27 protein-coding genes are annotated in these 26242 nt (G+C 69.1%); 9 read left to right on the forward strand and 18 right to left on the reverse strand.

Translation table 11 applies throughout. The features are described 5' to 3' along the window. Window positions 1-13: 13 nt before the first annotated feature. The 3 genes from IEY84_RS10920 to IEY84_RS10930 all read right to left on the reverse strand — a co-directional run bounded on the left by IEY84_RS10920 (window position 14) and on the right by IEY84_RS10930 (window position 1853). Entirely contained in the window at window positions 14-643 is a 630-nt protein-coding gene (locus IEY84_RS10920; protein WP_221208550.1) for a nucleotidyltransferase domain-containing protein, read from the reverse strand. A 95-nt stretch (window positions 644-738) separates the two neighbouring features. Beyond that, window positions 739-1356: a hypothetical protein gene (locus IEY84_RS10925; protein WP_183542956.1), complete on the reverse strand. Its 618-nt coding sequence runs from the start codon at window positions 1354-1356 to the stop codon at window positions 739-741. After that, entirely contained in the window at window positions 1353-1853 is a 501-nt protein-coding gene (locus IEY84_RS10930; RefSeq protein WP_183542957.1) for a SigE family RNA polymerase sigma factor, read from the reverse strand. The genes IEY84_RS10925 and IEY84_RS10930 overlap by 4 nt, the downstream gene beginning before the upstream one ends. 102 nt (window positions 1854-1955) lie before the next feature. Between IEY84_RS10930 and IEY84_RS10935 the strand changes: the two genes are divergently transcribed. The 4 genes from IEY84_RS10935 to zwf all read left to right on the forward strand — a co-directional run bounded on the left by IEY84_RS10935 (window position 1956) and on the right by zwf (window position 7261). Beyond that, window positions 1956-3896, forward strand: a complete 1941-nt coding sequence (locus tag IEY84_RS10935; protein ID WP_183542958.1) for an anthranilate synthase family protein — start codon at window positions 1956-1958, stop codon at window positions 3894-3896. Continuing rightward, window positions 3893-4462, forward strand: coding sequence for an anthranilate synthase component II (locus tag IEY84_RS10940; protein ID WP_183542959.1), 570 nt, complete (start codon window positions 3893-3895; stop codon window positions 4460-4462). The genes IEY84_RS10935 and IEY84_RS10940 overlap by 4 nt, the downstream gene beginning before the upstream one ends. Continuing rightward, on the forward strand, window positions 4455-5714 hold the full coding sequence (locus IEY84_RS10945; protein ID WP_183542961.1) for an anthranilate synthase component I family protein: 1260 nt from the start codon (window positions 4455-4457) through the stop codon (window positions 5712-5714). The genes IEY84_RS10940 and IEY84_RS10945 overlap by 8 nt, the downstream gene beginning before the upstream one ends. 89 nt (window positions 5715-5803) lie before the next feature. Next, the gene (zwf, locus tag IEY84_RS10950; RefSeq protein ID WP_183542963.1) at window positions 5804-7261 is read left to right on the forward strand and encodes a glucose-6-phosphate dehydrogenase; all 1458 of its coding nucleotides are present in this window, start codon (window positions 5804-5806) and stop codon (window positions 7259-7261) included. A gap of 91 nt (window positions 7262-7352) precedes the next feature. On the opposite strand, the gene IEY84_RS10955 is transcribed toward zwf, so the two are convergent. From IEY84_RS10955 to IEY84_RS10990, 8 genes are all read right to left on the reverse strand, one after another. Further along, entirely contained in the window at window positions 7353-7889 is a 537-nt protein-coding gene (locus IEY84_RS10955; protein WP_183542965.1) for a hypothetical protein, read from the reverse strand. Continuing rightward, the gene (locus tag IEY84_RS10960; protein ID WP_229788583.1) at window positions 7886-9304 is read right to left on the reverse strand and encodes a HAMP domain-containing sensor histidine kinase; all 1419 of its coding nucleotides are present in this window, start codon (window positions 9302-9304) and stop codon (window positions 7886-7888) included. The genes IEY84_RS10955 and IEY84_RS10960 overlap by 4 nt, the downstream gene beginning before the upstream one ends. Further along, on the reverse strand, window positions 9301-10035 hold the full coding sequence (locus IEY84_RS10965; RefSeq protein WP_444544192.1) for a response regulator transcription factor: 735 nt from the start codon (window positions 10033-10035) through the stop codon (window positions 9301-9303). Before IEY84_RS10965 ends, IEY84_RS10960 begins: the two co-directional genes overlap by 4 nt. A 56-nt stretch (window positions 10036-10091) precedes the next feature. After that, window positions 10092-10874, reverse strand: a complete 783-nt coding sequence (locus tag IEY84_RS10970; RefSeq protein WP_183542967.1) for an ABC transporter permease — start codon at window positions 10872-10874, stop codon at window positions 10092-10094. A gap of 73 nt (window positions 10875-10947) precedes the next feature. Beyond that, the gene (locus IEY84_RS10975) at window positions 10948-11961 is read right to left on the reverse strand and encodes an ATP-binding cassette domain-containing protein (protein ID WP_183542970.1); all 1014 of its coding nucleotides are present in this window, start codon (window positions 11959-11961) and stop codon (window positions 10948-10950) included. 147 nt (window positions 11962-12108) lie between these two features. After that, window positions 12109-12750 carry a PadR family transcriptional regulator gene (locus IEY84_RS10980; protein ID WP_229788585.1) on the reverse strand — a complete coding sequence of 214 codons (642 nt, stop codon included), beginning with the start codon at window positions 12748-12750 and terminating at the stop codon, window positions 12109-12111. 32 nt (window positions 12751-12782) lie between these two features. Then, complete coding sequence (locus IEY84_RS10985) at window positions 12783-13196, reverse strand: VOC family protein (protein WP_183542972.1); 414 nt, start codon at window positions 13194-13196, stop codon at window positions 12783-12785. Between the two features lie 10 nt (window positions 13197-13206). Beyond that, the gene (locus IEY84_RS10990) at window positions 13207-13998 is read right to left on the reverse strand and encodes a DUF899 family protein (RefSeq protein WP_183542974.1); all 792 of its coding nucleotides are present in this window, start codon (window positions 13996-13998) and stop codon (window positions 13207-13209) included. Window positions 13999-14051: 53 nt separating this feature from the next. On the opposite strand from IEY84_RS10990, the gene IEY84_RS10995 reads away from it, so the two are divergent. Further along, the gene (locus IEY84_RS10995) at window positions 14052-14729 is read left to right on the forward strand and encodes a winged helix-turn-helix transcriptional regulator (protein WP_183542976.1); all 678 of its coding nucleotides are present in this window, start codon (window positions 14052-14054) and stop codon (window positions 14727-14729) included. A gap of 99 nt (window positions 14730-14828) precedes the next feature. Beyond that, window positions 14829-15530 carry a winged helix-turn-helix transcriptional regulator gene (locus IEY84_RS11000; RefSeq protein WP_183542978.1) on the forward strand — a complete coding sequence of 234 codons (702 nt, stop codon included), beginning with the start codon at window positions 14829-14831 and terminating at the stop codon, window positions 15528-15530. An 11-nt stretch (window positions 15531-15541) separates the two neighbouring features. Here IEY84_RS11000 and IEY84_RS11005 read toward each other — a convergent pair whose 3' ends face one another. Further along, complete coding sequence (locus IEY84_RS11005; protein WP_183542980.1) at window positions 15542-15829, reverse strand: hypothetical protein; 288 nt, start codon at window positions 15827-15829, stop codon at window positions 15542-15544. Between the two features lie 166 nt (window positions 15830-15995). On the opposite strand from IEY84_RS11005, the gene IEY84_RS11010 reads away from it, so the two are divergent. Together IEY84_RS11010 and IEY84_RS11015 are read left to right on the forward strand one after the other, a co-directional pair. Continuing rightward, window positions 15996-16874, forward strand: coding sequence for an AAA family ATPase (locus IEY84_RS11010; RefSeq protein ID WP_183542982.1), 879 nt, complete (start codon window positions 15996-15998; stop codon window positions 16872-16874). Continuing rightward, window positions 16871-18247, forward strand: a complete 1377-nt coding sequence (locus IEY84_RS11015; protein WP_183542984.1) for a vWA domain-containing protein — start codon at window positions 16871-16873, stop codon at window positions 18245-18247. Before IEY84_RS11010 ends, IEY84_RS11015 begins: the two co-directional genes overlap by 4 nt. Before the next feature lie 150 nt (window positions 18248-18397). Here IEY84_RS11015 and IEY84_RS11020 read toward each other — a convergent pair whose 3' ends face one another. Both IEY84_RS11020 and IEY84_RS11025 read right to left on the reverse strand, forming a co-directional pair. Continuing rightward, complete coding sequence (locus tag IEY84_RS11020) at window positions 18398-19174, reverse strand: GntR family transcriptional regulator (RefSeq protein WP_189129301.1); 777 nt, start codon at window positions 19172-19174, stop codon at window positions 18398-18400. 462 nt (window positions 19175-19636) lie between these two features. Next, on the reverse strand, window positions 19637-21160 hold the full coding sequence (locus IEY84_RS11025; protein ID WP_229788586.1) for a spermidine synthase: 1524 nt from the start codon (window positions 21158-21160) through the stop codon (window positions 19637-19639). A gap of 131 nt (window positions 21161-21291) precedes the next feature. Between IEY84_RS11025 and IEY84_RS11030 the strand changes: the two genes are divergently transcribed. After that, window positions 21292-22332, forward strand: coding sequence for a MerR family transcriptional regulator (locus tag IEY84_RS11030; protein WP_221208552.1), 1041 nt, complete (start codon window positions 21292-21294; stop codon window positions 22330-22332). An 86-nt stretch (window positions 22333-22418) separates the two neighbouring features. Here the strand turns inward: IEY84_RS11030 and IEY84_RS11035 are convergent, their stop codons facing one another. The 4 genes from IEY84_RS11035 to IEY84_RS11050 form a co-directional block, all read right to left on the reverse strand. Next, a complete protein-coding gene (locus IEY84_RS11035; RefSeq protein ID WP_183542988.1) occupies window positions 22419-23519 on the reverse strand; it encodes a hypothetical protein in 1101 nt (366 codons plus the stop codon). A gap of 101 nt (window positions 23520-23620) precedes the next feature. After that, window positions 23621-24961 (reverse strand): hypothetical protein, encoded by a 1341-nt coding sequence (locus IEY84_RS11040; protein ID WP_183542990.1) that lies wholly within the window; start codon window positions 24959-24961, stop codon window positions 23621-23623. Further along, a complete protein-coding gene (locus IEY84_RS11045; protein WP_183542992.1) occupies window positions 24958-25839 on the reverse strand; it encodes a hypothetical protein in 882 nt (293 codons plus the stop codon). Before IEY84_RS11045 ends, IEY84_RS11040 begins: the two co-directional genes overlap by 4 nt. After that, window positions 25836-26198 carry a hypothetical protein gene (locus IEY84_RS11050; RefSeq protein ID WP_183542993.1) on the reverse strand — a complete coding sequence of 121 codons (363 nt, stop codon included), beginning with the start codon at window positions 26196-26198 and terminating at the stop codon, window positions 25836-25838. The genes IEY84_RS11045 and IEY84_RS11050 overlap by 4 nt, the downstream gene beginning before the upstream one ends. Between the last annotated feature and the right edge of the window lie 44 nt (window positions 26199-26242).

The raw sequence follows: 26242 nt of genomic DNA on the forward strand, positions 1-26242 counted from the left end.
CGACCCGGCGATGCTAGAGGGCCGCGATCCAGGGATGGTCGGGCAAGGTCTGCTCGAGGGCACCACGCAGCCAGCTGCGGTCGCGGTCGTTGAGCAGCGGTGCGGTGGCGTCGAAGTCGGCCTGATCTTTCGGACGCAATCCCTTGGCCTTGTAGAGCAACTGGATCTCGGGGGCTAGATAACGTACGCCGTCGCGCTCCCAGAGCGCATCGCCCATCGGCATCCGGATCGACGGATCGCGACGGTATTCCCACAGCCGTGCCGATCCCGGTGAGAGCAGGAAGTCGAACTCCCACGGGCTCTGTGCGTCGACGCGCGTCCAGATCTGTCCCTCGGTGTCCCAGAGCGTGGCATCAGGATCGTCGTCGATGTCGTCGTCGGGCAGCAGCGGGCGAAGTGCCGTTGTTCCGACTGCCCATACGTCGAAGCGTCCGGCTAGATGTTTCCTCAGCCTCGGCAGCTCGTCTCGGAGCACGCTGACATCGATGTCCTCGTGTTCACGACGTACGCCGGTGAACGCCTCGATAGCCCATCCACCGGCGACCCACCAGGTGCCCGGATAGCCCTCGAAGAGAGCGGCCACGTCGGCCGGCGTGTGCGAGGCCCAGGGCCCGTAGAGCCGCTCGAAATCCTCATTGCTCAAGTCGTTGACGCCCACCGGCGGAGCCTAGCCTCCATCGCCGACTCGGCGGTCAGGTCTGGGACATTGGGGCCGAGTCGGCGGGAGGAGGGCCAGCGTCAGCCGAAGGACGGCTTGGCGTCGGCGGTGACCTCGATGCCCTCGGCGAACTCGACGAGCTGTTCGTCGGCGAGGTGGATGGTGGGCCACATCTGGATGACGACGGTGAAGTCGCGGTAGGCGTACTTCAGCATCGTCGCGCCGTCGGGGGTGGTGACGAGGGTGGCGGGCCGGCCGTTGACGGTGGTGTCTGTGGCGCCCTCAGCAGGCGACGAAGCCGACTCGAGGGTCACCACGATCTTGTCCCGGAAGTCGCTGATGGAGGACTTGTCGTCGGGGCGGGCGACGGCGAGGACGTACTGGTCGGAGCCCTGCAGCACGAACCCCTCGGGCACCTTCGCCACGGTGTAGCCGGGCATCTGGGCGCCGTCATAGTCGACCAGACGTACGTTGCCAGCGGCCTGAACACTCGGCGCGCCCTCGTTGCCGGAGGTCAGCGCTATCCCGCCGAACGCGCCGCCGACCGCGAGGGTGAACGCCGCGCCGCCGAGGGCGGCGCGCTTGACCCGGCGTCGGGCGAGGGCCCGGTGGCCACGGCGAAGGTCGGCCGCGGCATCGTCCGTCGACGCGGACGGCGCGGGGGTCAGGCGGCTGAGGCGGTCGATCACGTCGTTCATCGGGAGTCTCCTGTCAGTTGGGTGGGGGTGAGCAGCGCCCGGAGCTTGTCCAGACCGCGCGCGGTCTGGGACTTCACGGTTCCGGTCGAGCAGTTGAGCGCGTCGGCGACCTCCTCGACCGAGAGGTCGTGGACGTGGCGGAGAACGACGGCCGCGCGCTGGCGGGGCGGCAGCTCGGCCAGCGCCGCGACCAGCTCGGGATCGACCATCGCGGGATCCTCGACGGGCGCCTCGGGCAACGAGACCGCGCCGTGCTCCCGCCGGAAGAACGGGCGCCTGCGGTGGTCGGTCAGGCAGTTGACCAGGGTGCGGCGAGCGTACGCAGCAGGATGCTGGGACGCTCGTCCCCAGGCCAGATAGACCTTGACCAGCGTCGTCTGGACCAGGTCCTCGGCCAGGTGTGGGTCACCGGCGGTCAGCAGTCGGGCAGTGCCGACGAGCTGGCCTCGGTGGCTGCGTACGAAGGCCTCGAACTCGGCGTCGTGGGAACGTCTCACGCAGTGTCAACGGATCCAGTGCACTGCGGGGTTGCACGGGGGCCGGCATTTCACCAGCCGAACGAATGGTTCAGGCGCGAGCGCGCGGATTAGGCTCATCCCATGACGACCAACAGCCCCGCCAGAACCGCGATCGAGGAGATCACGGGTCACGAGGCGTGGGCGATCATCCGACGCTCCTCGCGAGCCGGTGACCGGGACACGGTCGGCATGCTGGCGGGCACGCGGTCGGTGGTCGAGTCGCTGCTCGACGTACCTCTCGAGGACGGCATCCCGGAGCCGGGGAAGGTGGCCGACCGGCTGCTCGCGGTGCCGTTCCGGCAGGTGAGCGAGCGAGGGTTCGAGGCTCACGACGACGGCACCCCGCTGGTGGTCGTCGACGTGGAGCGCGAGTGGGAGTTCTCCGTCGCCGAGGTGCTCGAGGCGCTTCCCGACGTCCCCGTGGAGTTCGAGGACCGGGGCGGGTTCGACGTCGACGACGACACCTACGCCGACCTGGTCAAGACCGTCATCGAGGACGAGATCGGCCAGGGCGAGGGCGCCAACTTCGTGATCGGCCGCCACTACCGGGCACAGCTCGCCGACTGGAACCACGAGCGCGCGCTCACCGTGCTGCGCCGACTTCTGGAGCGCGAGCGCGGGGCGTACTGGACCTACTGCTTCTTCACCGGCGACCGCTACCTCATCGGCGCCTCGCCCGAGCGCCACGTGAGCGTCCACGGCGGCGATGTCCGGATGAACCCGATCTCCGGCACGTTCCGGCTGCCGCGGGATCTCGAGGGATCGCCCGAGAAGATCGCTCACGACCTCAAGGGGCAGCTGACCGACTTCCTGAAGGATCAGAAGGAGGTCTACGAGCTCTTCATGGTGGTCGACGAGGAGCTCAAGATGATGTGCGACATCTGCGACCAGGGCGGCCAGGTCCTCGGCCCGTTCCTGAAGCCGATGTCGCGGCTGATCCACACCGAGTATCTGCTGGCCGGTCGTTCGGCCCGCGACCCGCGCGAGATCCTGCGCGACACGATGTACGCCGCCACCGTCACCGGCTCGCCGGTCGAGAACGCCTGCCGGATGATCAAGAAGTACGAGCCGGAGGGCCGTGGCTACTACGCCGCCGCGCTCGCGCTGCTCGGCCGTGACGAGTCCGGGGCTCCGACGGTCGACTCGCCGATCGTGATCCGCACCGCGGATGTCTCTCTCGACGGCCGGCTCAAGGTGAGCGCCGGTGCGACCCTCGTGCGCGACTCCGACCCTGTCTACGAGGTGGCGGAGACACACGCCAAGGCCGGCGGGATCCTGTCGGCCTTCGGGCTGGTGCCGGCCGCACCCGCGCTCGCGCAGGACGTCTCCGAGCTGGTCAACGACGAGGACCTGCTGCTGACCCTGGCTGCTCGCAACCGCCGGCTGTCCTCGTTCTGGCTCACCGACCAGGGCGACGAGGAGCCCTCGGCCCACCTCGCCGGCAAGCACGCGGTGATCCTCGACGGCGAGGACGACTTCGTACGCATGCTGCGCCACGTCCTGCGGGTGCTCGGTATGACGTCGTCGGTCGTGCGTCACGAGGACTATTCGGAGGGTGCGTTCGAGGGAGCCGATCTCGTCATCGTCGGGCCCGGGCCGGGCGACCCGCGTGACGATGAGGATCCGAAGATGGCCAAGCTGCGGGCCGCGGTGGCTTCGCTGCTCGAGACCGGCCAGCCGTTCCTGGCCGTCTGCCTCGGCCACCAGGCGCTGTGTCACCAGCTCGGGATCGGGCTGCACTACAAGGACATCGTCTTCCAGGGCACCCAGACCCGGGTCGGCCTCGGGTTCGGCGGTCGGCCGCGCCGCGAGCGCGTCGGCTTCTACAACACCTTCGTCGGGCGGGTGGGGTCCGCGGAGCTGCCCGCGGGGGTGTCGGTGGATGCTGATCCCGAGTCGGGTGACATCCACGCCATCTCCGGGCCGCACTACGCTGGCATCCAGTTCCATGCGGAGTCGGTCCTCACCGAGCGCGGCTACGACCTCATCCACGACGTAGTCAGCGATCTGCTGGCCCAATGAGCGCACGCGTGGTCGTGGTCGACCACCACGACTCCTACGTGTGGAGCCTCGTCCACATGATCGCGCAGGTCACCGGGGCTCTTCCGGAGGTCGTGGAGCACGACGAGGTGAAGCTCGGGGACCTCTCTGGCTACACCCATGTGGTCCTCTCGCCCGGGCCCGGCCACCCCGCCGAGCCGGCAGACTTCGCGGTCGGGCGGGACGTACTCCTCGACGCGGGGCGGCCCGTCCTCGGCGTCTGCCTGGGGATGCAGGGGCTGGTGACCGCCTACGGCGGTGTCGTCGACAGGATCGAGCCCGCGCACGGCGAGGTCGCGCGGGTGACGCATGACGGGCGTGGGGTCTTCGCGGGCATCCCCTCGCCGCTCGAGGCGGTCCGCTACCACTCCCTGGCAGCCGTCTCGATCCCCGATGTCCTGGAGGTGACCGCCCGCTCCGAGGACGGGGTCGTGATGGGCGTACGTCACCGGGCCCTGCCGCTCGAGGGCGTCCAGTTCCACCCCGAGTCGGTGCTCTCCCAGCACGGCTCGGCGATGATCGCGAACTTCTTGGGCCGACATGCCTGAGGCCGCGGTCGAGGACCTCTTCGCCGAGGTGGCCGCCGCTCATCCTCGTTGCGTGTGGCTCGACGGCGGCGGCGCGCGCGAGTGGTCAGGCCGCCGCTCCCTGATCGGCTGGCTGGAGGACGACGACGTCTCGTTGACCTACTCGGCCTCGCGGCGCGAGGTGCTGCGCCATGCCGGAGGCCGGTCCGAGGTGGTCGGCGACGACATCTGGGAGGTCCTCGAACGCGAGGTCGACCCGGGGGAGCAGTGGTTCGGCTACTTCGGCTACGCCTGCCGTCCCGATCTCCCCGCCACACCGTCGCAGGACGTACCGGACGCCGTCTGGATGCGGCCGTCGCACGTGCGGATGTTCGACCATCTCGGGGTAGTCCGGGAGCGAACTGCCCATATACCCGCCAGTAATGGGCAGTTTGCTCCCGGACTACCCCGAGGTGCCGCTTACGCAGAGGCCTTCCACCAGGTTCAGGAAGCTCTCCGGGCGGGTGACACGTACGAAGCGAACCTGACCTATCGCGCCACCGTCCACGGTTCCGCCGACCCGATGGAGACCTATCTGAGGCTGCGCAGCATCAACCCGGCCCCGTACGCCGGTTTCCTCCAGCACGACGTCGCCGACCACGCGGCGTGGCTGCTGAGCTCGAGCCCGGAGCGGTACGCCCTGATCGACGCCGACCGCGTGATCGAGACCCGGCCGATCAAGGGCACCACCCCGCGGGGAGCGACGGAGCAGGAGGACGCGGCCAACGCCGAGCACCTCCGCACCGATCCCAAGCTCCGCAGCGAGAACCTGATGATCACCGACCTGCTCCGTAACGACCTCGCGATGGTCTGCGAGCCGGGGACGGTGGAGGTTCCTGCCCTGATGCGGGTCGAGTCCTATCCGAGCGTCCACCAGCTCGTCAGCACCGTACGCGGCCGGCTTCGGGACGAGATCACCACGATCGAGGCGCTGCGGAGACTTTTCCCCGCCGGGTCGATGACCGGTGCGCCCAAGCTGCGCACGATGGAGATCATCGAGCGCGCCGAGCGAGAGCTGGGTGGGCCCAGGGCGGCGTACGCCGGTGCATTCGGCTGGATCTCCGGTGACGGTCCAGCCGACCTGGGCGTCATCATCCGCACGCTGACGACCCCCGACACCCGCACCTGGCAGATCGGCACCGGCGGCGGGATCACGGTCAGGTCCGATGTCGCCGAGGAGGCGGCCGAGGCGAGGTTGAAGGCCGATCGAGTACGCGCTTCACTCGACAGATGACCAAACAGGTGAAAAGACGGCGACACGTCGGGACTGGCGGCCGTTGTCTATTGGATCGTTCATAAAACCAGGACTACCGTGGACTCATCATGGCGACCATCGACGACAAAGCCCTGCCACATGTGATCGTGCTCTTCGGCGCGACGGGTGATCTGGCGCGCCGCAAGCTCCTTCCTGGCCTGCTCAGACTCAACGAGGCCGGGCTGATGACGGACGCGCAGATCGTCGGCACCTCGCTCGAGGAGATGTCCGACGAGCAGTTCATGGAGTTCGCGCGCGAGGCGTGCGAGGAGTTCGGCAAGGGTGACATCACCGACGAGCGTTGGAAGGCCTTCGGCGGGATGCTCTCCTACGTCTCGACCAAGGAAGGCCCGCACGCGCTGGCCGACGCGGTCAAGCTCGCCGAGAAGAAGCTCCAGGGAGCCGGCAACGACGTACGCCGCCTCCACTACCTCAGTGTCCCGCCCAAGGCCGCTCAGGACGTGATCCGACAGCTCGAGGAGGCCGACCTCGTCGAGCGCGCCCGGATCATCATGGAGAAGCCCTTCGGCACCGACCTCGAGTCGGCCAAAGAGCTCAACGCGAAGATCCACGAGGTCTTCTCCGAGGAGCAGATCTTCCGGATCGACCACTTCCTCGGCAAGGAGGCTGCGCAGAACATCCTGGCCTTCCGCTTCGCCAACGGACTCTTCGAGCCGATCTGGAATCGCAACTTCATCGACCACGTCCAGATCGACATCCCGGAGACGCTGGGTCTGGAGGGGCGCACCGCGTTCTACGAGAGCACCGGCGCCTACCGCGACATGGTCGTGACCCACCTGATGCAGGTGCTGGCGTTCATGGCGATGGAGCCGCCGACCTCGCTGGCTCCCGACCCGATCGGTGAGGAGAAGAACAAGGTCTTCCGCTCGATCCAGCCGCTGAAGCCCAAGAACGTCGTCCGCGGCCAATACTCCGGCTACCGCGGCAAGAACGAGGTCGCCGACGACTCCGACACCGAGACCTTCATCGCGATGAAGGTGATCATCGACAACTGGCGCTGGGCCGGCGTGCCGTTCTTCCTGCGCACCGGAAAGAAGCTGGCCGAGGGCGCGCGGATCATCTCGATCGCCTTCAAGGAGCCGCCGCTGACGATGTTCCCGGCCAACTCCGGCGCCGGCACCCAGGGCCCCGACCACCTCACCTTCGACCTGGCCGACCAGTCGAAGATGTCGCTGTCCTTCTACGGCAAGCGCCCCGGTCCGGGGATGAAGCTGGAGAAGCTGTCCATGCAATTCTCCACGCAGGACACGACCTCCTCGACCGGCGTCCTCGAGGCGTACGAGCGGCTCATCCACGACGCCATGCGCGGCGACCACACCCTCTTCACCACGGCCGAGGGCATCGAGACGCTCTGGGAGATCTCCCAGCCGCTCCTCGACAACCCGCCGCCGGTGCGGCTCTACGCCCCCGGCTCCTGGGGCCCCAACTCGATCCACCAGCTGATCGCCCCGCACGCCTGGCGCCTCCCCTTCGAGCGATCCTGGCGCGAGACGAAGAAGTCGTAGCCGAGACGTCACTGGCGTCGGCCGAGATGGCACCACGGTGCCATCTCGGCCGACGCGCGTGACGCTTCGGCCGACGCGCGTGACGCTTCGCTTACGGGGCGTTGGCGCTGAGCTGTTCGAGCAGGGCCACAGCGGCGCGGTCGATGGCGTCGCCGTCGTAGGGCTCCAGATCGACGGAGTTGAAGCTCTGGATCAGGGAGCCGTTCTGGACGAATCCGGTGACGGCGTACGAGTTGACGCCCTGCTGCTTGACCAGCCGGGCGTCGTCGGCGCCCTCGACCTTCGGCCCGCTGACGTCCCCGGACTGCACGTCCATCGTCTTCCACGCTTCCGCGAGCGTGCCGTTGAAGGGCAGGTAGTTCAGCTCGTACGCAGTGCCGCCCGAATCCACGGGGAGGAGCGCGCAGCGTGGTGCCGCCGAGGTGCCCTTCTCGACGCGGAGCTGGGCGCCGAGGGCCTTCTCGACGGGGGCGATGTCGAGCCCGTCGCACGGGTTGAACGTCTCCTCGGCAGCATCCCCCGAGGCGGACGCGGAGGCAGATGCTGACGGTGTGGCAGGCTCCTCGGCTCCACAGGCGGTGAGAGAGAGCAGCGCCAGCAGACCGGGCGCCAGGATGGCGTATCTCATCGGTTCAGAACTTCCGTGTGCGGTTCGACCGGCCGGGGAGAGGCCGAGCCGGGCAGGCGCAGCGTCATCCGCGCGCCGCCGTGGGGGGAGCGGGCCGCGGAGACCGACCCGCCGGTGCGTTCGGCGATCTGCCGGACGATCGCGAGCCCGAGCCCGGACCCGGGCATCGAGCGGGCCTCGGTCGAGCGGTAGAACCGGTCGAAGATGTAGGGGATGTCGTCCTCGGCGATGCCGGGTCCCTCGTCGTCGACGGTGAGCTCGCCTTCGTGCAGGCCGATGTGCACGGTCCCCGACTCGGGCGACCACTTGGCGGCGTTGTCGAGGAGGTTGGTGACCGCCCGCTCCAGCGAGCCGGCGTCGGCCATGACCCACCACGGCGTCAGCTCCTCGGTGAACGTGACCGATGGCGCCCGCAGACGTACGCGGGAGAGTGCCCGGTCGACCACCTCGGAGAGGTCGACCGTCTCGAGCGTCGGCTCGGCGGGCGCGTCGCGGGCGAGCTCGACGAGGTCGCCGATCAGGTTGGTGAGCTCCTCGATCTGGGCGCGGATGTCGCCGAGCAGGTCGGCTCGCTGCTCGCCCGAGATCGAGGCATCGGCCTGAGTGAGGAGCTCGACGTTGGTGCGCAGCGAGGTCAGCGGCGTACGCAGCTCGTGTGACGCGTCCGCGACCAGCTGCCGCTGGCGGTCGCGGGACGCGGCGACGGTGGAGAGCATCCGGTTGAACGAGGTCGCCAGCCGGGCGATCTCGTCGTCGCCCTCGACCGGGAGCGGGGTGAGGTCCTCGGTGGTTGCGATCCGGTCGACCGAGGCGGTCAGCCGTCGGACCGGACGCAGCCCGCCCGCAGCCACGACCCACCCGGCGAGCGCCGCCGCGACGACCCCGGCCGCGCCGAAGAAGAGCACGACGAAGCCGAGCCGTTTGTACATCGCCTTCTGCGGCTCCAGGGACTGCGCCAGCATCAGCGCCGTATCGCTGCCGGAGATCGGCACCGTCACAACCCGGAAGTCGCCGTCCCCGGTCGCGATGGTGCGCGCCATCATCGGCACCTCCCTCGTGGCGACCTTCACCTCGGGCGGGCCCGGACGCGGAAAGCTCTTCTGCGTCGGCGACCAGGAGTCGTGGTCGCTCACCTCCGCGACCTGGATGTCACTGGCGTTGAGGACCCAGGTCGGGACAGTCTCCCCGGTGCGGGTGTTGCGGATCAGCAACGGGTTCTCCGCCGCCGCCGTCGCCCGCTTCAGTAGCGACTCGTCCATGTTGGCCTGCAGCTGGACACGAACGGCGAAGTAGAGCCCGATCGCGATCAGCGCGATCGAGCCGGCGACGGCGAGGGTCGTCAGCAGTGTGACCCGGCCCGCCAGGGAGCCGCGGTAGCGCGAGCTGGTGGCCGTCGTGGTCACGGCGCTGCTCACGGCTCCTTCAAGACGTAGCCGATGCCGCGTACGGTGTGGATCAGCCGGGCCTCGCCCTCGGCCTCGGTCTTGCGCCGCAGATAGCCGACGTAGACCTCCAGCGAGTTGGCGGTCGTCGGGAAGTCGTAGCCCCAGACCTCTTCGAGGATGAAGGACCGGTCGAGTACGCGGCGGGGCCGGCGCAGGAACATCTCCAGGAGCGTGAACTCGGTGCGGGTGAGCTCGATGGCCCGATCGCCCCGGGTCACCTCGCGGGTGGTGGTGTTCATGGAGAGATCGGCGAAGGTCAGCGTCTCCTCGTCGTCCTCGCCGATCGGGGCGGCACGGCGCAGCAGCGCGCGCAGCCGAGCCAGCAGCTCCTCGAGCGCGAACGGCTTGGTGAGGTAGTCGTCGGCCCCGGCGTCCAGGCCCTCGACGCGGTCACCGACGGCGTCGCGGGCGGTCAGCACCAGGATGGGTACGTCGTTGCCCGCTGCCCGCAGCGCCTTGGTGGCCTCGATGCCGTCGAGCCGGGGCATCATCACGTCCATCACGACCACGTCGGGCCCGTGGTTGGCGATGCCGGCGAGCGCCTCGGCGCCGTCACCGGCGAGGGCGACCACGTAGCCGTTGAACTCCAGCGACCGGCGCAGCGACTCACGCACGGCTTTGTCGTCGTCGACGACCAGCACGTGCGGCTTGTCGCCCGGGCCGTCGCTGGACCCATCACGGGGGGTGGCAGGGCTGTTCACACTTCCTACCTTGCCACCCCTCGCTGAGTCGCTACTGAGAACGACCCGCACGACCGCTAAGCATTCTCCTTGCGGAACGTGGAGATGCCCCACCAGACCGCGAGCGCGAACAGGGCGGCGGTCCACCCGACGCCCCAGCCGATGTCGCCCACCCCGAGGTCACCGAAGAACGAGGCTCGCACCGCGTCGACGATGTGCTTGGTCGGGATGACATCGGCCAGCGCCTGGAGCCACTGGGCCCCGAAGCTCATCGGCAGGAAGATGCCCGAGAGCAGCAGGATCGGCATCAGCAGCATGTTGGTCACCGGCGCCATCACGTCCTCGCTCTTCACGAGCAGCGCGAACGCGTTGGACGCGGCGGCTCCGGCTCCACCGATCATCACGGTGATCGCGATGCCGACGACGATCCCGACGGGCTTGAAGTCCATGCCCATCAGCAGGCCCAGGGCGACCAGGATGATCGCCTGCACAAGGATCTGCAGCAGGTCGCGGTAGAGGCGACCGAACAGCAGTGCGCCGCGCGAGGCCGGGGTGACCCGTTCGGCCTCGATGACGCCCTCGCGCCACTCGCCGATGAGCGAGAAGCCGGCGAACATCGCACCGAAGATGCCGAGCTGGACGAGCATGCCGGGGACGAACCAGTTGTAGGCGTTGCCGCCGAGCTCCTCGATGAGCGGCTCGAGCAGCGGGCCGAAGAGCACCAGGTAGAGGATCGGCTGCATCACGCCGATGAGCACCCACGCCGGGTTGCGGAGGTTCATCCGCAGCTGCCGGTTGAAGACGACCATCGACTCCCGGAAGAAACCGGACTTGAGGACGGGCTGCTGGAACTCGGTCATGCCGCCACCTCCGTAGGGCAGTTCGAAGAATACGTACGCGGCCTGACGCCCATTGTCGCTCGCTTGCGCTCGCTCATCGGGTGGCCTCCTGTGCCTGGTCGTCGGCCACGTCGGGCTCGGGTGCCCCTGCCTCGGCGTCACGCAGGCTGCGTCCGGTCAGCGTCAGGAAGACGTCGTCCAGGGTCGGCCGGGCGATCTCGATCGACTCCAGCGAGACCCCGTTGGACTCCAGGTCGCGCAGCAGCCCGGGGACGGCCTTGCCGGCCCGGGGCACCCGGCCGCTGATCAGGCGGTCGTCGACCTCGACGCCCTCCGAGATCGAGCCGAGCTTGTCGCGCGCGATCGCGACCTGCTCGTCGGTCGCGACCTCCAAGGAGACCAGGTCGCCGGAGATGGCGGCCTTGAGGTTCTCTGGGGTGTCGTTGGCGACGATCCGGCCCTGGTCGATGACCACGAGCCGGTCGGCGAGCGTGTCGGCCTCGTCGAGGTAGTGGGTGGTCAGGAAGACCGTCGCCCCGTGGTCCGTACGCAGCGAAGCGATGTGCTCCCACAGGTTGGCCCGTGCCTGCGGGTCGAGCCCGGTGGTGGGCTCGTCGAGGAAGACCAGCTTGGGGGCGTGGATCAGCGCCATCGCGATGTCGAGGCGGCGCTTCTGCCCGCCCGACATGTTGCGCGGCTTGCGACGCCACAACCCGTCGAGCTGAAGCCTCTCGAAGAGCGCCTGCCCGTGGGCGACGGCGTCCTTCTTGGACATCCCGTAGAGCATGCCGTGGTCGACGACCTCGTCGCCGGCGTAGGCCCCTGAGAAGGTCGATCCGACCTGGGAGCAGTAGCCGATGCTTCTGCGGACCTCGACGGACTGCGTGGCCACGTCGAAGCCGGCAACGCTGGCCGCGCCGGCTGTGGGTTTGAGGAGCGTGGTGAGGATGCGAAGCGTGGTTGTCTTGCCTGCGCCGTTCGGGCCCAGGAAGCCGACCACCTCGCCCTCTTCGACGTCGAGGTCGACTCCGTCGACCGCGACGACTTCTTTCTTCTGCTTGCCATGGCCGGAGGCGAAAGTGTGCCTCAGGCCGCGTGCATGAATCATGTTTCACTCCCTTGTGCGTGCAAGTCCCAGACAAGCACGGACCACCGACAACATCACCCGATTTACCTGGATATTCAAACTTGAATATCGTGAGTGTTCAATTTTGATCCCGAGTTGTCAAACCATCACCGCCCGATCCGGGTCGGCTCAGCCGCGCAACATCTCTCGATAGCGCTTCCGGTCGGCGTCCATCTGCCATCCCGGGTCGTCGTCGGCAGGGGCCCAGTCGGGTGCGTCGCCGGCGAAGAACAGCTTGCCGCTGCGTACGTCGTCCAAGACCTCCGCCAGCCAGGCGCGCTCCGAGCGGAGCTTGTCGATCTGCAGGTGCAGCGCGGCGACGGTGTGGGGCGGCACCATGCGGACGTTCACCCGGACCGCGGCGTCGAGCTCCTTGATCGTGCGCTCCAGGGCCTTCAGCCGGATGCTCAGGCGCTCGGCCACGGCCGCCCGCTCCAGCAGCGGCACCAGCGAGAACGCGGCGTAGAAGGAGACCCCGTTGTAGACGTCGACCGCCTCCAGCGAGCGGGTGACCAGGCGCTCCAGCTCGGCGCGGCCGCCGGCGCTGATCTCGTAGACCGCGACCGTCCGTCCGTTGTCGACCAGATCGTGCCTGGTCAGATGGCCCTTCTCGGTCAGCGACGTCAGCGCGTGATAGATCGAGCCCGGGTTGATGTTGGCCCACTGGTCGACCTGCCACGACATCAGCTCACGCCGGATCTGGTAGCCGTTGACGGGTTCGAACAGCGCCACTGCCCCCAGCAGCAGCATCCGCGTGTCGTCTCCGGCCATACGGAGATTCTAAGGGCGACACGGGCCGGCCCTCAGTGCGCCGTCAGCTGCCACAGGTGTCCGTCGGGGTCGGCGACGACCGCGCGGTATTCACCCCACGGCGCCGACTCCGGCTCGATCATGCCGCGGCCGAGAGCCACAGCGGCCGCATAGCGCGCCTCGACATCGTCGCGCGAGCCGAGCTCGATGGTGACCAGGCACTGCTTCGGGCCCTCCGGGGGCAGCGCGGCCGCGTCCATCGGCTCGTCGTCGAGCTGGCCGGTGACCCACTTGAACCCGCCGGTCGGGATCATCATCACCTCGCAGGAGTCCGACAGCGTCGCCCGCAACGGCTCGGGCACCCCGTCCTCGGCGGGGTCGCCGGGAGTCTCGAGGCCGAGGCCGTCGCGGAGGAAGGCGCGAGACCGGGCGCGGTCCCGGGTGGGCAGGGCGATCGTCGTACGCATCTGGATCTCCTCAGTGACAGCAGTGGTCGGCGGTCGGGGCGGTAGTCGATCCGAGATCGTCGTCGCGCCCGGCGGCGAGCCGCGACCACTGCGCTGTCGGGCGGCCGCTCACGCCGGCGCGATGGTTGGTCGTCACCCCTTCCTCGCTACGGAACTGGCTGCCGTCGATGCCTGTGCGCCGCGGCCAGCCCTCCGGTGAGTCCTCCCAGGTCTCCTGCCGTCCGTAGACGGTCATGTCCAGGATCCCGTACGACGCCGACATCGGCTCCACGCCGCGACCGGTCGTGCGGTAGGTCTCGAAGACCCGCTCGCCGTCGCGCAGGTAGCAGACCTTGCCGCCGAAGAACCCGCGGACGTCGAGGACGTCCCACGACTCCTCGGGCACGGAGTACCACGGCATCTCCCATCCCATGAAGTCTCGGTAGCGCGAGCTCTCCGGATAGGGCCCCTGGCAGAAGACGGCGTACGTCACCCCGCGCGAGTGCAGGTAGCCGAGCTCGCTCACGCCGCCGCTGAAGAACGTGCACCCCTCGCACTGGTCGGCGGCGGCATGGCCGGTGTGCCACATGTGGTAGCTCGCGAAGAGCTGCGTACGCCCCTCGAAGGCGTCCAGCAGGCTGACCCGTCCAGCGGAGCCGACGAGGGGTGCGGCCGCGTCGACCTCGGTCATCGGAAGCCGTCGACGCGCCGAGGCGAGAGCGTCGCCGGCGCGGGTGTGCTCCTTCTCGCGGTCGAGGAGCGCGTCGCGCTCGTGCAGATAGGTCGTCCGGTCGACGACCGGAGGAAGTGAGATGGTGGTCATACAGACTACGTTAAACATAGTTGATACTCTTGTGAAGAGAGTTTGGAGGATCGATGCCGAAGAAGCAGACCTACGCCGATCTAGGTGACGCCTGCGCGACCGCGCACGCCATGGACGTCATCGGGGATCGGTGGAGCATGGTGATCGCGCGCGAGCTGTTGCTCGGTCCGCGCCGGTTCGCGGACCTGGCGTCGGCCGTCGTCGGGATCACGCCTGCCGTGCTCACCTCCAGGCTGAAGGCGCTGCGGAACAGCGGTGTCGTCGAGCAGGCCCGGCTCGACGACCTCGGACAGACCCGCGTCTACCGGCTCACCGAGTGGGGGCAGGGGCTGGAAGACGTGATGCGGTCGCTCGGCCACTGGGCGCAGCACTCGCCCGGCTTCCCGGTGGACGGGAGCATGACCCCCGACGGGGTGATCGTCGCGATGCGCACCATGGCGCCCTACGCCACGATGTCCGAGTGGGGCGACGGCCCGGTCCGGATGGCGATCGAGCTGCACGACGAGCGGCGTCCCGCCGCAGGCGTACGCCGCTACGCGCTGCACTGGGACGAGGACCTTTTCGAGCTGGCCGAGGGTGCTGACGACGCGCCCGCGACCACCACCGTCGCCGCCGACTCGTCGGCCTGGGCCGGCGTGGTCTTCGCCGGTGCGCCGGTCGGCACGATCGGTATCGAGGGCGACCGGCGGGCCGTGGAGCGGGTGGCCGCTGCGTACGCAACCATCGCGTAGCGACAGCATTTCACCGGCACGCCGGGACCTCTGGCACTGACCACGCGTAGTTCAGGCTCACTAGCCTTGATGGGTTCGAACGACTCGGAGAGGATCGACGTGACCCTGAACCTGACCTATGGGGACCTGGGAGACGCGTGCGCGGCTGCGCACGCACTGGACCTGATCGGTGATCGGTGGAGCCTGATCGTGGTGCGTGAGCTGATGTTCGGGCCGCGCACCGCACGTGACCTGGAGTCCTCCGTGATCGGGGTCGACACCGCCGAGCTCAAGGACCGGCTGCAGTTCCTGGAGCACGCCGGGGTCGTGGTGGAGACCGAGCTCGGCTACATCACCAAGACGACGGCCTACGCCCTCACGCCGTGGGGTCGCGAGCTCGAGTCGATCCTCGGAGCGCTCGGTCGTTGGGCCCACGGCTCGACTCGCTTCCCGGTCATGTCCGCAGGAATGACGCCCAGCGGCGTGATGGTGGCGATGCGCACGATGGTGCCGCCCGGCAGCGCGACCACCCCGGAGCCGATCAGCGTCGCCTGGGAGCTGACGGACCTACGACGTCCCGAGGCAGACCCGCAGGAGTTCCGGCTGATCTGGAACGGCAACCACTTCGACCTCGCCGAAGGCACGCTCGAGGACGCCGACGTCACCATCGCGGGTGACTCGACGGCTTGGACCGGTGTGGTGTTCATGGGTTACCCCGTGGATGCGGCGATCGCCGAGGCCGGGCTCAAGGTCGAGGGTGATCGGGCTGCGTTGGACCGCGTGCTCGGCCTGTTCGCCGACACGCTCGCCGAGGCCAGCTGACCAGACGTGCCCTAGGGGGCAGGGTCCGCGCAGAAGGCGATCAGCTCGCCGCGGGCCTTGCCCTCCTCGATCAGCTGCCCGACGTCGAGAGCGACATGCTTCAGCTCGCCCAGCGGTGAGCGGATGATGGCGCTCTCCCGGCGCCAGGGCGCGATCGTCGGCGGAGCCACGCAGTGGTGCTGCTCGAGCATCGCGGCGAGCTCGGGCTGCTCCTTCTTCGCCAGCGACCGCGGCTCGGACTGCTCGGCGAGAGCAACCAGGCAGAAGGCTGCCAGCGCCGTCAGCGCGCATACCTTCATGGCGACGACAACAAGCGTCAGCGATCGCGGCGTGTCCGAGTGCACGCCCTGCTCAACGACGAAATGGCTGCTCGGTGACGGTTCAGGTCAGGATCAGCGGCTTCATGACGAAGGTCTCATCCGGACACCGGGAGCAGGCGAGGCCCGGACTCGCTAGTGTCGCGTCATGCCTTCGCGTACGTCTTCCTGGTTCTCCTCGCCCGCCGAGGCCGTCACCCGTATGGGAGACGTCGGCTACCTCGCTGACGACTCGACCGCGCTGACGACCTACCTCGCGGGGGCGCTGGAGAAGCCGGTGCTCGTCGAAGGACCGGCCGGCGTGGGCAAGACCGAGCTGGCCAAGGCGATCACCCGCGCGACCGGGGCCGAGCTGGTCCGGCTGCAGTGCTACGAGGGCCTGGACGAGGCCCGGGCGCTGTACGAGTGGAACTACAAGAAGCAGCTGCTCCGCATCCAGGCCGCCAACGACGGCCAGGCGTGGGAGGAGACCCACGACGACATCTTCTCCGAAGAGTTCCTGCTGACCAGGCCGCTGCTGACCGCGATCCGCCGTTCCGAGCCAACCGTGCTCTTGATCGACGAGGTCGACAAGACCGACGTCGAGGTCGAGGGTCTGCTGCTCGAGGTGCTCTCCGACTTCCAGGTGACCATCCCCGAGCTCGGCACGATGACCTCGACCCGCCGCCCGCTGGTCGTGCTCACCTCCAACGCCACCCGCGAGCTCTCCGAGGCCCTCAAGCGACGCTGCCTCTACCTCCACCTCGACTACCCCGACGCCGACCGGGAGCGCGAGATCGTGCTCTCCCAGGTGCCTGGGCTCGACGACAAGGTCGCCCGCCAGCTCGTCTCGGTCGTGGGCCGGCTGCGTGAGCTCGAGCTCAAGAAGTCTCCGAGCATCGCCGAGTCGGTCGACTGGGCGCGCACCCTGATCGCGCTGGAGATCACCGACCTCTCCGACAAGGCCGTCGCCGACACCCTCGGCGTGGTGCTCAAGCACTCCTCCGACGTCGACCGCGCGGTCCGAGAGCTGCGGCTGAAGAGGTGACTCTTCTCGACCGGCACATCGAGTTCCTCGAAGCGCTTCGGGGAGCCGGGCTGCCGGTGTCGCTCTCCGAGGGCCTCGACGCGGTCACCGCCCTCGGCCTGATCGGCTGGAACGACCGCACCCAGGTCAAGGAGGCGTACGCCGCGACCCTGGTCAAGCGTGCCAGCCAGCGGGCCACGTTCGACGGGCTCTTCGAGCTCTACTTCCCGCGGATGGTCGGCTCGGGGATGACTGAGTTGTTCGCGCCTGGCTCGGCCGAGGCCGCCGGAGTGGCGAAGGACGGGCCCGAGGCGCTCTCCGAGTTCACCTCGCGACTGAGCGAGGCCCTGGAGGCCGACGATGTCGAGATGCTCCGTCAGCTGGCCGCCGAGGCGGTGGCGCGCTTCGGCGCGATGCCCGGCCGTGGTCCTGGGTTGAGCTCATGGTCGTCCTACACCGCGCTGCGCCGGCTCTCGACCGACGAGCTCACCGCACGGCTCATCGAAGGGCTCCAGCAGGGTGGCTGGACCGACGAGGAGGCCGCCCGGGTCGGCGCCCGTCGGGTGGACCGCTTCTCCGGCCTCGTCGAGGCCGACGCCCGCCGCCGGATCGCGGAGGAGAAGGGCCCCGAGCAGATCGCCAAGATCGCCGTACGCCCCACCATCGAGAAGCTCGACTTCCTGCACGCGCGGCGTTCCGACCTGGAGGCTCTCCGGCGCGAGATCTACCCACTGGCGCGCCGGCTGGCGACCCGGCTCACCCAGGAGCACCACGCTCGCCGCCGCGGAGCGGTGGACCTGCGGCGTACGCTCCGGTCCTCGATGTCCACCGGCGGCGTCCCCGTCGACCTGCGTTTCCGGCCCAAGCGGCCGCACCGCACCGAGCTGGTGATCCTGTGCGACGTATCGGGCTCGGTGTCCAACTTCGCGACGTTCACGCTGATGCTGGTCTTCGCGCTGCGGGAGCAGTTCGGCAAGGTGCGGGCCTTCACGTTCGTCGACGAGATCCACGAGGTCACGTCGTACTTCAAGCCCGGCGCCGACCTGGTCGACACGATGACCGAGCTGACGAAGGCGACCGAGCACTCGGCCCGCATGGGCCGCACCAACTACGGCAGGGCCTTCTCGCTCTTCCAGGAGCGTCACGCCGACGCCCTCGGCCCCAAGTCGTCCCTGTTGATCCTCGGCGACGCCCGGTCCAACTACTCCGACCTCGCCGTCGACTCGCTGCGCGCGATGGCCGACGCGAGCAGGCACGCCCACTGGCTCAACCCCGAGGTCCGTACGCAGTGGGACACCGGTGACTCCGAGGCGACCCGCTACGGCTCGATCATCGAGATGCGCGAGTGCCGCAACCTCACCCAGCTCTCCGAGTTCGTCCACGACCTGGCCTGACCGCACCGCTGGTCGAGCCGTGAGGCCGCCTGCGGCCGAGCGTGTCGAGACCAACACGGTCCCATCGAGCGCGACAGGGGGACTGTGTTGGTCTCGACACGCCTCCGCTTAGCGGCTCCGGCGGCTCGACCACCGGGTGATCAGCGAGGCTTACTGCAGCTTGAGGTCCAGCCCGTAGACGATCCGGTCGGCGACCCCGACCGAGTCGGTGACGCACACGACGCGGTCGTCGGCGAGGAATCGGCGCCGGTCGGAGAGGACCGGGGTGCCGTCGGGGATCTGCAGGTCGAAGGTCTCCTGCGGCGTCGGCATCCGTGACTCGATGTCCATGGCGACCGTGGTGACCTTCACGCCGACCGTGGCCAGCAGGTCCTTGATCGGCGGCTGCGGCCAGTCTTCGGTCGGGGTGGCCAGCGGGGTGTCGACGACCAGCGGATAGGGGATGTAGGCCGTGGTCCGGTACTCGGCGGTGTCGCCACTGATGAAGAACGTGAAGGTGGTGCTGAGCAGCTCGCTGCGCGGGTCGAGGTCGAAGGCCTCCCCGAGCTTCTCGCCGGCTGCGATCACCTCGTAGGAGTGCTCGACCGAGATGCCGTCGTCGGGGCCTCGCGGCGGCTGGTGGTAGGCCGCATCCGGCTTCGCCGGGTGGCTCGGGTCGGTGATCAGCATGCTCATCAGGTCGTAGCGGGTCTTGGTGGCGTCGCGGACGAAGACGCCTCGGCCCTGCTCGCTGGTGATGAGGCCCTCGTTGCGCAGCACCGCCAGGCCGCGCCGGATCGTGGCGCGGTCGTAGGGGAAGGTGTCCATCAGCTCGGGCTCGGTCGGTAGGCGCTCGCCCGGCAGGTAGGTGCCGTCGTCGATCTGGGCCCGCAGGTAGTCGGCCACGTGGAGGTATTTCGGCAGGCCGCGCGGACGGGGGTTGCTCATAGGGGGAACACGTTACTGAGCCGTACAGATCCCGAATAGCCGCATAGCCCCACCCTTTCAGCCTTGACCCATTGCAATGAGTGGACTTATGGTCGAACAAGCCTCGGGGCGTTGGGCACCTGGCCCCCGCTGGAGACCGGCGTCTCGAGGCACTCAACGACGAGAGCCATCGACATTCCTTGGGGGGAATTCGTGTTCGTAGACGCAAGACTCAGCATGGGATCCAGCGAGAGGCCGCCGGTCCTGGCGAAGGACCCGCTGGTCTACCGGACCGACCGGGGCAGCTTCTGGCACCTTCGCTCGGGCAAGAAGACCAACGGGTACGTGTCGACCATGTGCGGTCGCCGTCTGGGCACCTGGCACGTCCTGCCGCCGCGCCGGCTCAGCAGGGTCGCGCCCGACCAGGTCTGCGTGGGATGCCTGCGCAAGACTCCGATCGGGGAGGTGAAGCGCCCGAGCGGGTCAGGCAACTTCGAGCAGGCTGAGGTCGGTGAGCCACTCGACCGGCGCGACGTCGTCGGTGTAGACCGTCCCGCCCCGGATCCCCGGCTCGAGCCGGGAGGCGGAGTCGGTGAGGGCGCCGGCCAGCTCGGCGGGCTGCGACTCGGCGGTGGCAGTGAGGCTCGCGACCGGGTCGGCATCCGGATCGACCGTCGCGATCAGGTGGGTGTTGGTCGAGCCGGAGTCCGAGCGCCAGACGGCGTCGCCGAACGAGGTCCGCAGGGTCGCGGTGAGAACCTTCTCCAGCGCGGTCGAGCCCTCCGGGTGGGCTGAGTTCACGACGAGCACCCCGCCCGGGTTGAGGTGGTCCTTCGCCAGCGCGAAGAACTCCTTCGTGGTCAGGTAGAACGGGATGTAGGGCTGGTGGTAGGCGTCGACCATGATCGCGTCGTACTTCCGGGTCTGCTTCTGCAGCCACGGACGGGCGTCGGCGGTGTGGAGGTGGAGGTTCGGCTGGTCCTCGAGGTCGAAGAGCTCCTGGCCGACCTTGGTGACGTCCTCGTCGATCTCGACGGCGTCCACCCGGGTCTCGGGGGCGAAGTGGCCGAACTGGCGCGCGGTCGTCCCGGCGGCCGAGCCCAGGATCGCCACCGATTTCGGGGCCTCCGCGCCGGCGTAGGACAGGGAGAGCATCTCGTCCCAGTAGGCGCCGGTGAGCCATTCACCCTCGTTGTAGACCGAGTGCACGGCGTGGCCCTCGTTCAGCTCGAGGAAGCGGCTGCCGTCGTCGTACTCGACGACCCGGGCGTACTGGTACTCCGTCTCCTTCTCCCAGATCACCTCGCCGCCGTTGCTGGTCACGGTCTTGACCGACCCGGTCGGCAACGCGGTGAGGCCGAGGATCACGATCGGTACGAGCACGGCGGGCAGCGCGGACTTGACCGAGTCCCTGCGGACCAGGTGCGGGATCGTGGCGAGCGCGATCAGGAAGGCGAAGATCAAGAACGTACGCTGCGTCCCGACCACAGGGATGAGGAACAGCGAGGCGGCGAAGGTGCCGACCAGCGAGCCGATCGTCGAGATCGCGTAGAGCCGGCCGGCTGCGTGGCCGGAGTCCTCGACGGACTCGACGCTCAGCCGGACGGCGTACGGGCTGACCATGCCGAGGAGGAACAGAGGGAAGGCGAGCAGGACTCCCACCCCGACCAGCGAGCCGGCGAAGGTAGCGATGCTGAGCTGTTCGACCGCCCTGACCGCCAGCGGCAGGAACGGCTTGGCGACGAATGGCACGGCAGCCAGCAGCAGAGCGGCGAACAGCACGATCTTGGCGAGGCTGGAAGGGTTCGGGTTCCGGTCGGCGAGCCGGCCACCGACGGAGTAGCCGATCGCGAGCGCGACCAGCACCGTCGCGATCGTGTTGGCCCACACGATCGTCGAGTCGCCGAACCACGGAGCGAGGAGCCGTGCCGCCGCCATCTCGGATCCCAGGGTGCCCGCACCGACCGTGAAGACGAGAAGCTCAAGCGCACGCGCACGCAGTTTCATGGAGGTGAACCTATCTGTGAGCGCAAACCGGGGCCTCCGGTGGTCGAGCTTGTCGAGACCCAGTCGCGTACGCCGCTCGACACGCAGGGCTTGAGGTTGACCCAAGGGGAAGCACGAATCTTCTTCCACCGGTGACCTTCACCGGGGAGGATGGTGACCATGAGCGAGCGATCATGAGCGGCCTGGCGGCGGGGCTGGTGAACATCGGCGACTTCGCCCGGGCGACCGGACTGACGCCGAAGGCACTGAGGTTGTACGACGACCTGGGTCTGCTGCTGCCTGCCGAGGTCGACGCTTCGTCCGGCTATCGTCGCTACGCGCCTGACCAGGTCGAACGCGCCCGGCTGGTGGCGTCGCTGCGGTTGGTCGGGATGCCGCTGGCCCGGATCCGCGAGGTCCTCGACATGCCCGCTGCGCGTGCGGCGGCTGAGGTCGAGACCTACTGGCGCCAGGTCGAGGCCGACACCGCGACGCGTCGCACCATGGTCTCCGTCCTCGTCCATCGATTGAGGAACGAGGCACGACCGATGACCACTACCACCGACAAGCTGCACGCAGAGTTCGGCGTCAGCCACGAGCAGGGTGGCCGAGCCAGCCAGCAGGACGCCGTCCTGGTCACCCCCGAGCTGATCGCGGTCGCCGACGGGTTCGGCGGTCGCGACGATCTGGCCGGAGCAGCCCTGACTGCGTACGCCGCCGGGGGCCTGGCCAACGCCATCACCGAGGTCGCCCGCGACGTCTCGAAGGCCGGCACCACGCTGACCGCCGTCGACCTGCACGGCTCGACCGCACGGATCACCCACATCGGCGACGCGCGGCTCTACCTGGTGCGCGACGGCGAGGTACGCCAGGTCACCCACGACCACACCGTGGTCGCCGCCATGGTCGAGGCGGGCCAGCTCAGCGCCGAGGAGGCTCGCTCGCACGAGCACCGGTCCGTGCTCAACCGCGCCCTCGTCCCCGGAGTCGTCGCCGACGAGATCACCCTCGACCTGCTGCCGGGTGACCGGCTGGTGCTGACCACCGACGGCGTCCACACCTACGCGGACGACCTGGACGCCCTGATCACCGCCGAGGCCGGTCCGCAGGAGGTCGCCGACGCCGTCGCGGCAGCCGTCGCCGCCGCTGGAGAGCCGGACAACCACACCATCGTCATCGCCGACCTCACCTGACCCCGACTCGTCGAGTCGGCTCGTTCTGACCGTTGAGCCCGTCGAGTCGGCTCGTCATGACGAGCCGACTCGGCGCGGAGGCTGACTCAGTCGGTGCGGCGCCGGGCCTGCCACCAGCGCCGCACCGGAGCCGTGGGCTCCTCACCCAACTCGGCAGAAGCGTCGGCGAACGAGTCGCGCAGCGAGGGATAGGCCAGCTCGATCTCGGGGTGCTCGACGAGCGTCTGGGCGATCCGCCGGGTGAGCCGCTTGCCGACGGCGGCGAGGTGCCGGACGACGGCGTCGACCTCGTCCTCGGTGAGCTGTTGGGGGTGGAAGGGCTTCGGCGGCTTCTCCTGCAACAGCTCACGCATCGGCTCGAGCGCTTCGATGTCGTAGCGCAGCGCCAGCGCCTGCAGCTCGTCGTCGGCGATCTTGCGGAGCCGGTCGTGGTCGGCCGGCGGGATCAGGGTGTAGGTCGTCGGTCCGAGCGGGCAGGACTGGAGGTGGACGTCGAGGCGCGCCTGCAGCTGCGCCCCGAGCGGAAGGGCGTTGAGGGCACGCTTGATCTCGAGTGCGTGCAGCGAGTAGGAGAGGTTGACCTGCTGCAGCGACAGGTCGCCGAGGTCGACGGTGTCGATCCCGGCCGTGTCGAGCAGGTCGGTGAGCAGATTGTCCCCGACGAAGAGCTCGGGCAGATAGGGCCGCAGGACGAGCCGCGAGCGCACCTCCTCGGAGTCGAGTGCACGGTAGAGGTGCTCGTGACCCAGCCACCCGCCGTAGGCATCCGGCTCCGCCGCGAACGGCTGCAGGTGGCCGATCCGTTTGACCCGTTGGTTGTAGTCGGACTCCAAGAAGGCGAGAGGGTCGCGGACGTACAGCACGAACCGGGCCTGCGGCGGGAGCAGCTCGGCGATCCCGCGCAGCTCGGGGAGGAAGGCCTCGGAGGAGAGCAGCAGGGTGTCGCAGCCGCTCGCCTCGAACTCCTCGAGCGTCCTCGCCACCTCCCGTGCCGAAGCCACGAAGAGATGGCCCGACCGTTCCATGAGCGAGCCGGCGTTCCCGGCGCTGATGCCGTTCGTGTCGACCGTGTGCGCTGGGTAGTGGATGCCGGCCTTCGCGAGCCTCTCGGCGTTGGTGTTGAGGAAGACCTGGACAGCGGAGGTGCCCGTCTTGGGGAGACCGGCGTGTACGACGATGGACTTCACGGGGACCGATCGAATAGGGGTCAGAGCCCCACCGCGTACGTTTCCGTCAAGCCGGATCAGGATGGCGCGGCGGTGTTCCACACCCTATCGATCCGGCGCCGTCAGGCAAGGTATCCCAGGGTGCGGATCCGGCTGATCTCCTCGCGGAGCTCGTCGTGGCTGGCGTTGTCGGCCGCCCGTCCGCCGGCGATGTAGTGGCTCTCCGGCGCCGCGGTGCCGTCATAGACGACCGTGAACCGGTGTCCGACACCTGCGTTGATGAGCCCGCCGAGGAGCGCGACCGGGTCGGAGCGATCCTCCAGCGACAGCACCCGGGTGGTCTCCGGGACCCGCGGCGCTGCCGCGCCGGGAGCACCCACGGTGACCACCTGGTCCACGACGTACGCAGCCCCGGCTGCCGCCGCGATCGCGGCCGCCGCAGTTCCTCCGGCCGCCGCACCCACGAGCATCACGTGCGAGCCGGCCTCGACCGTCTCTTCGATGGCCCGTGACGCGGTGGCGATGTAGTCGGAGAGGTCACCCGAGACGAGCCGCAGGCGCCGGCTGCCGGTGTAAGGACCTGGCAGATAGGCGATGTAGCGGCCGGGCGCCGTCGCCTGGACCGCGACTCCGGTCTCGGTCGCCTCGAGGGTGCGGATCAGCTCCTCGATGGTGGCCGGCGTGGCTGCGGTGAAGGCACCGGCGACGGCGTCCTCCTCGGTGGTGGCCAGCGCCCCACCGACGTCGCGCAGCGCGTGGCCGGCGTCGGCCGCGAACATGTCGATGCCGGCAGCGCGGAGCGCGCCCGCGGTGGCTGCGGCGGCCTCGTCTCCGCGCGGGAAGTCGGCGGTGAGCAGCGAACGGAGCTCGAGCGACTCGAGCAGACCGCCGCCGGTGGCGATGTGGTCCATCAGCTCGGGGTGACCCTGGGCGAGCTCGCCGAGATAGGCGGTGACACCCTCACGGTCGAGCGCGTCGGTCTCGATCAGACCAGCGGACAGCAGCGATCCACCGAGCTCAACCTCGGGCGCGAGGTAGTCGAGGGCGTTGGCCGCGATGGCCCCCAGAGTGCTGCGGGCCGCGGCTTGAAGCTCATCGATCCAGCGGTAGGTCTGTACGGTCGCGCGCACCGCGACCGAGTCGGCGTCGAGCGCCTGCCCGAGCCCGAGCAGGCCACCCTTCTCGGAGGTCACCGCGCGGATCTCCTCCTCGGCCGGCTCCCAGGTCTTCGGGGAGAGCTGAGCGGAGTCGGTGACGTCGTCGTCGGCCAGGATCTCGGCGCCGAGCTCGGCCCACTCGCGCAGCTGAGCCCCGGCATCGCCGATGGAGCCGGCCAGACCAAGGATCTGCTCGTACTTGTCCTCCGGTCCCGCCGGTGGCGGCCCCGACGCGGGGGCGCCGCCCGGGAGCGGCCCCAGACGATCGACCGGATCGTTCGCTGCGTTGTTTCCGGAGTCGTTCATCGGGCCACCTCCGCTAGGACTGGGGCAAGGTCTGCGGCGAGCTCGGACGGCTCCACGCTGGTGATCAACAGGGTCAGCTCTCCGTCGAGCGAGACCGTTCGCATCGAACGCCAACCGTCGTTGACCAGCGTCCAGGAGACGGTGCCGATCAGCGGGTTCTCCGGGTCAGCCATCGTCGCGACGACGGCGCGGAGCCGGCCGTGGGCCTCGGTGGAGAGTGCCTCCAGAGCAGTCGAGACGACGACATCGCCCTCGGTCAGCACGGGCACCAGGTCGGCGCGACCGGTGCGCAGCGCCTCGAAGACAGCGTCAGCGGTGGCGAACGGGACCTCTAGCTGGTCGGGCACCGCCGAGGTCAGCCGGGCGGTGTCGCCCGGCAGCGTGGCGGTGCGGCCGAGCTCGGTCGCCCAGGCCGCCGAGGGGTACCAGGAGAGCTCGAAGACGAGCCCGTCCACGGTGGCGAGAGAGGCGGCCGCCTCGCCCTTCTGTCGATGCCAGGCACGGCCGCGCAGGCCGTCGACGACGACATCGAGGTCGATGACCACCTCCGGGGTCGCCAGGAGCCCGAGGGCGCCGGCGATCCCGGCGTCGAGAGCGCCGTCGGCGTCGAGGAGGTCGCGCCGCTGCAGCGAGGTGCTGCCCTCGCCGAAGCCGGCGACGGCACGAGCCAGGGCCTCCGCCTCGGCTGCCGAGCGCGTACGCCCCAGCCGGGCGTCGAGCCCCTCATCGCGGTGTGTCGCGACCTCGAACGGAAGCGGGGCACCGATGCTCTCGCAGGCATGGGTGAGCTCAGGAAGGGTCAGTCCGACCCGGCGAGGCACCCCCGCCCATGGCTCGGTCGGCGCGCTCGGCGCGGGACCCAGGTCGATCGTGGTCATCGAAGGGTGACCTCCAGCCAGTCCTTGTGGCCCGGCTCAGGGGCCTCGAATCCGTCCAGCCCGCCATCGGTGGCGAGCACCTCGGCGCGAGCCTCGACCTCGGCGATCTGCTCCTTGAGCAGGTCGACCTGCTTGAGGTGCTTGGCCAGGGTGTCGGCCGCACGGTCATGCTGCTCGGCCGCGCTCCGCAGGGCGGTGGCGCGTTCCTTCATCCGTCCACGGAAGGACTCGGCAGCACGACCGTGCCAGGGCACGGCCTCGGACTGCGCCACCAGCTTGTCGGCACTCGCACGGATGTCGTCCGCCTGCTCACGCAGACGGCTCACCCGACGACGGATCACGTCGCTCTCGCCGTACATATCCCTCCTCGGACAGGTCTCTGTGATGGTCCTACCCCGCGCGG

It is taken from the genome of Nocardioides albus (assembly GCF_014648255.1).
Lineage (GTDB): Bacteria > Actinomycetota > Actinomycetes > Propionibacteriales > Nocardioidaceae > Nocardioides > Nocardioides albus.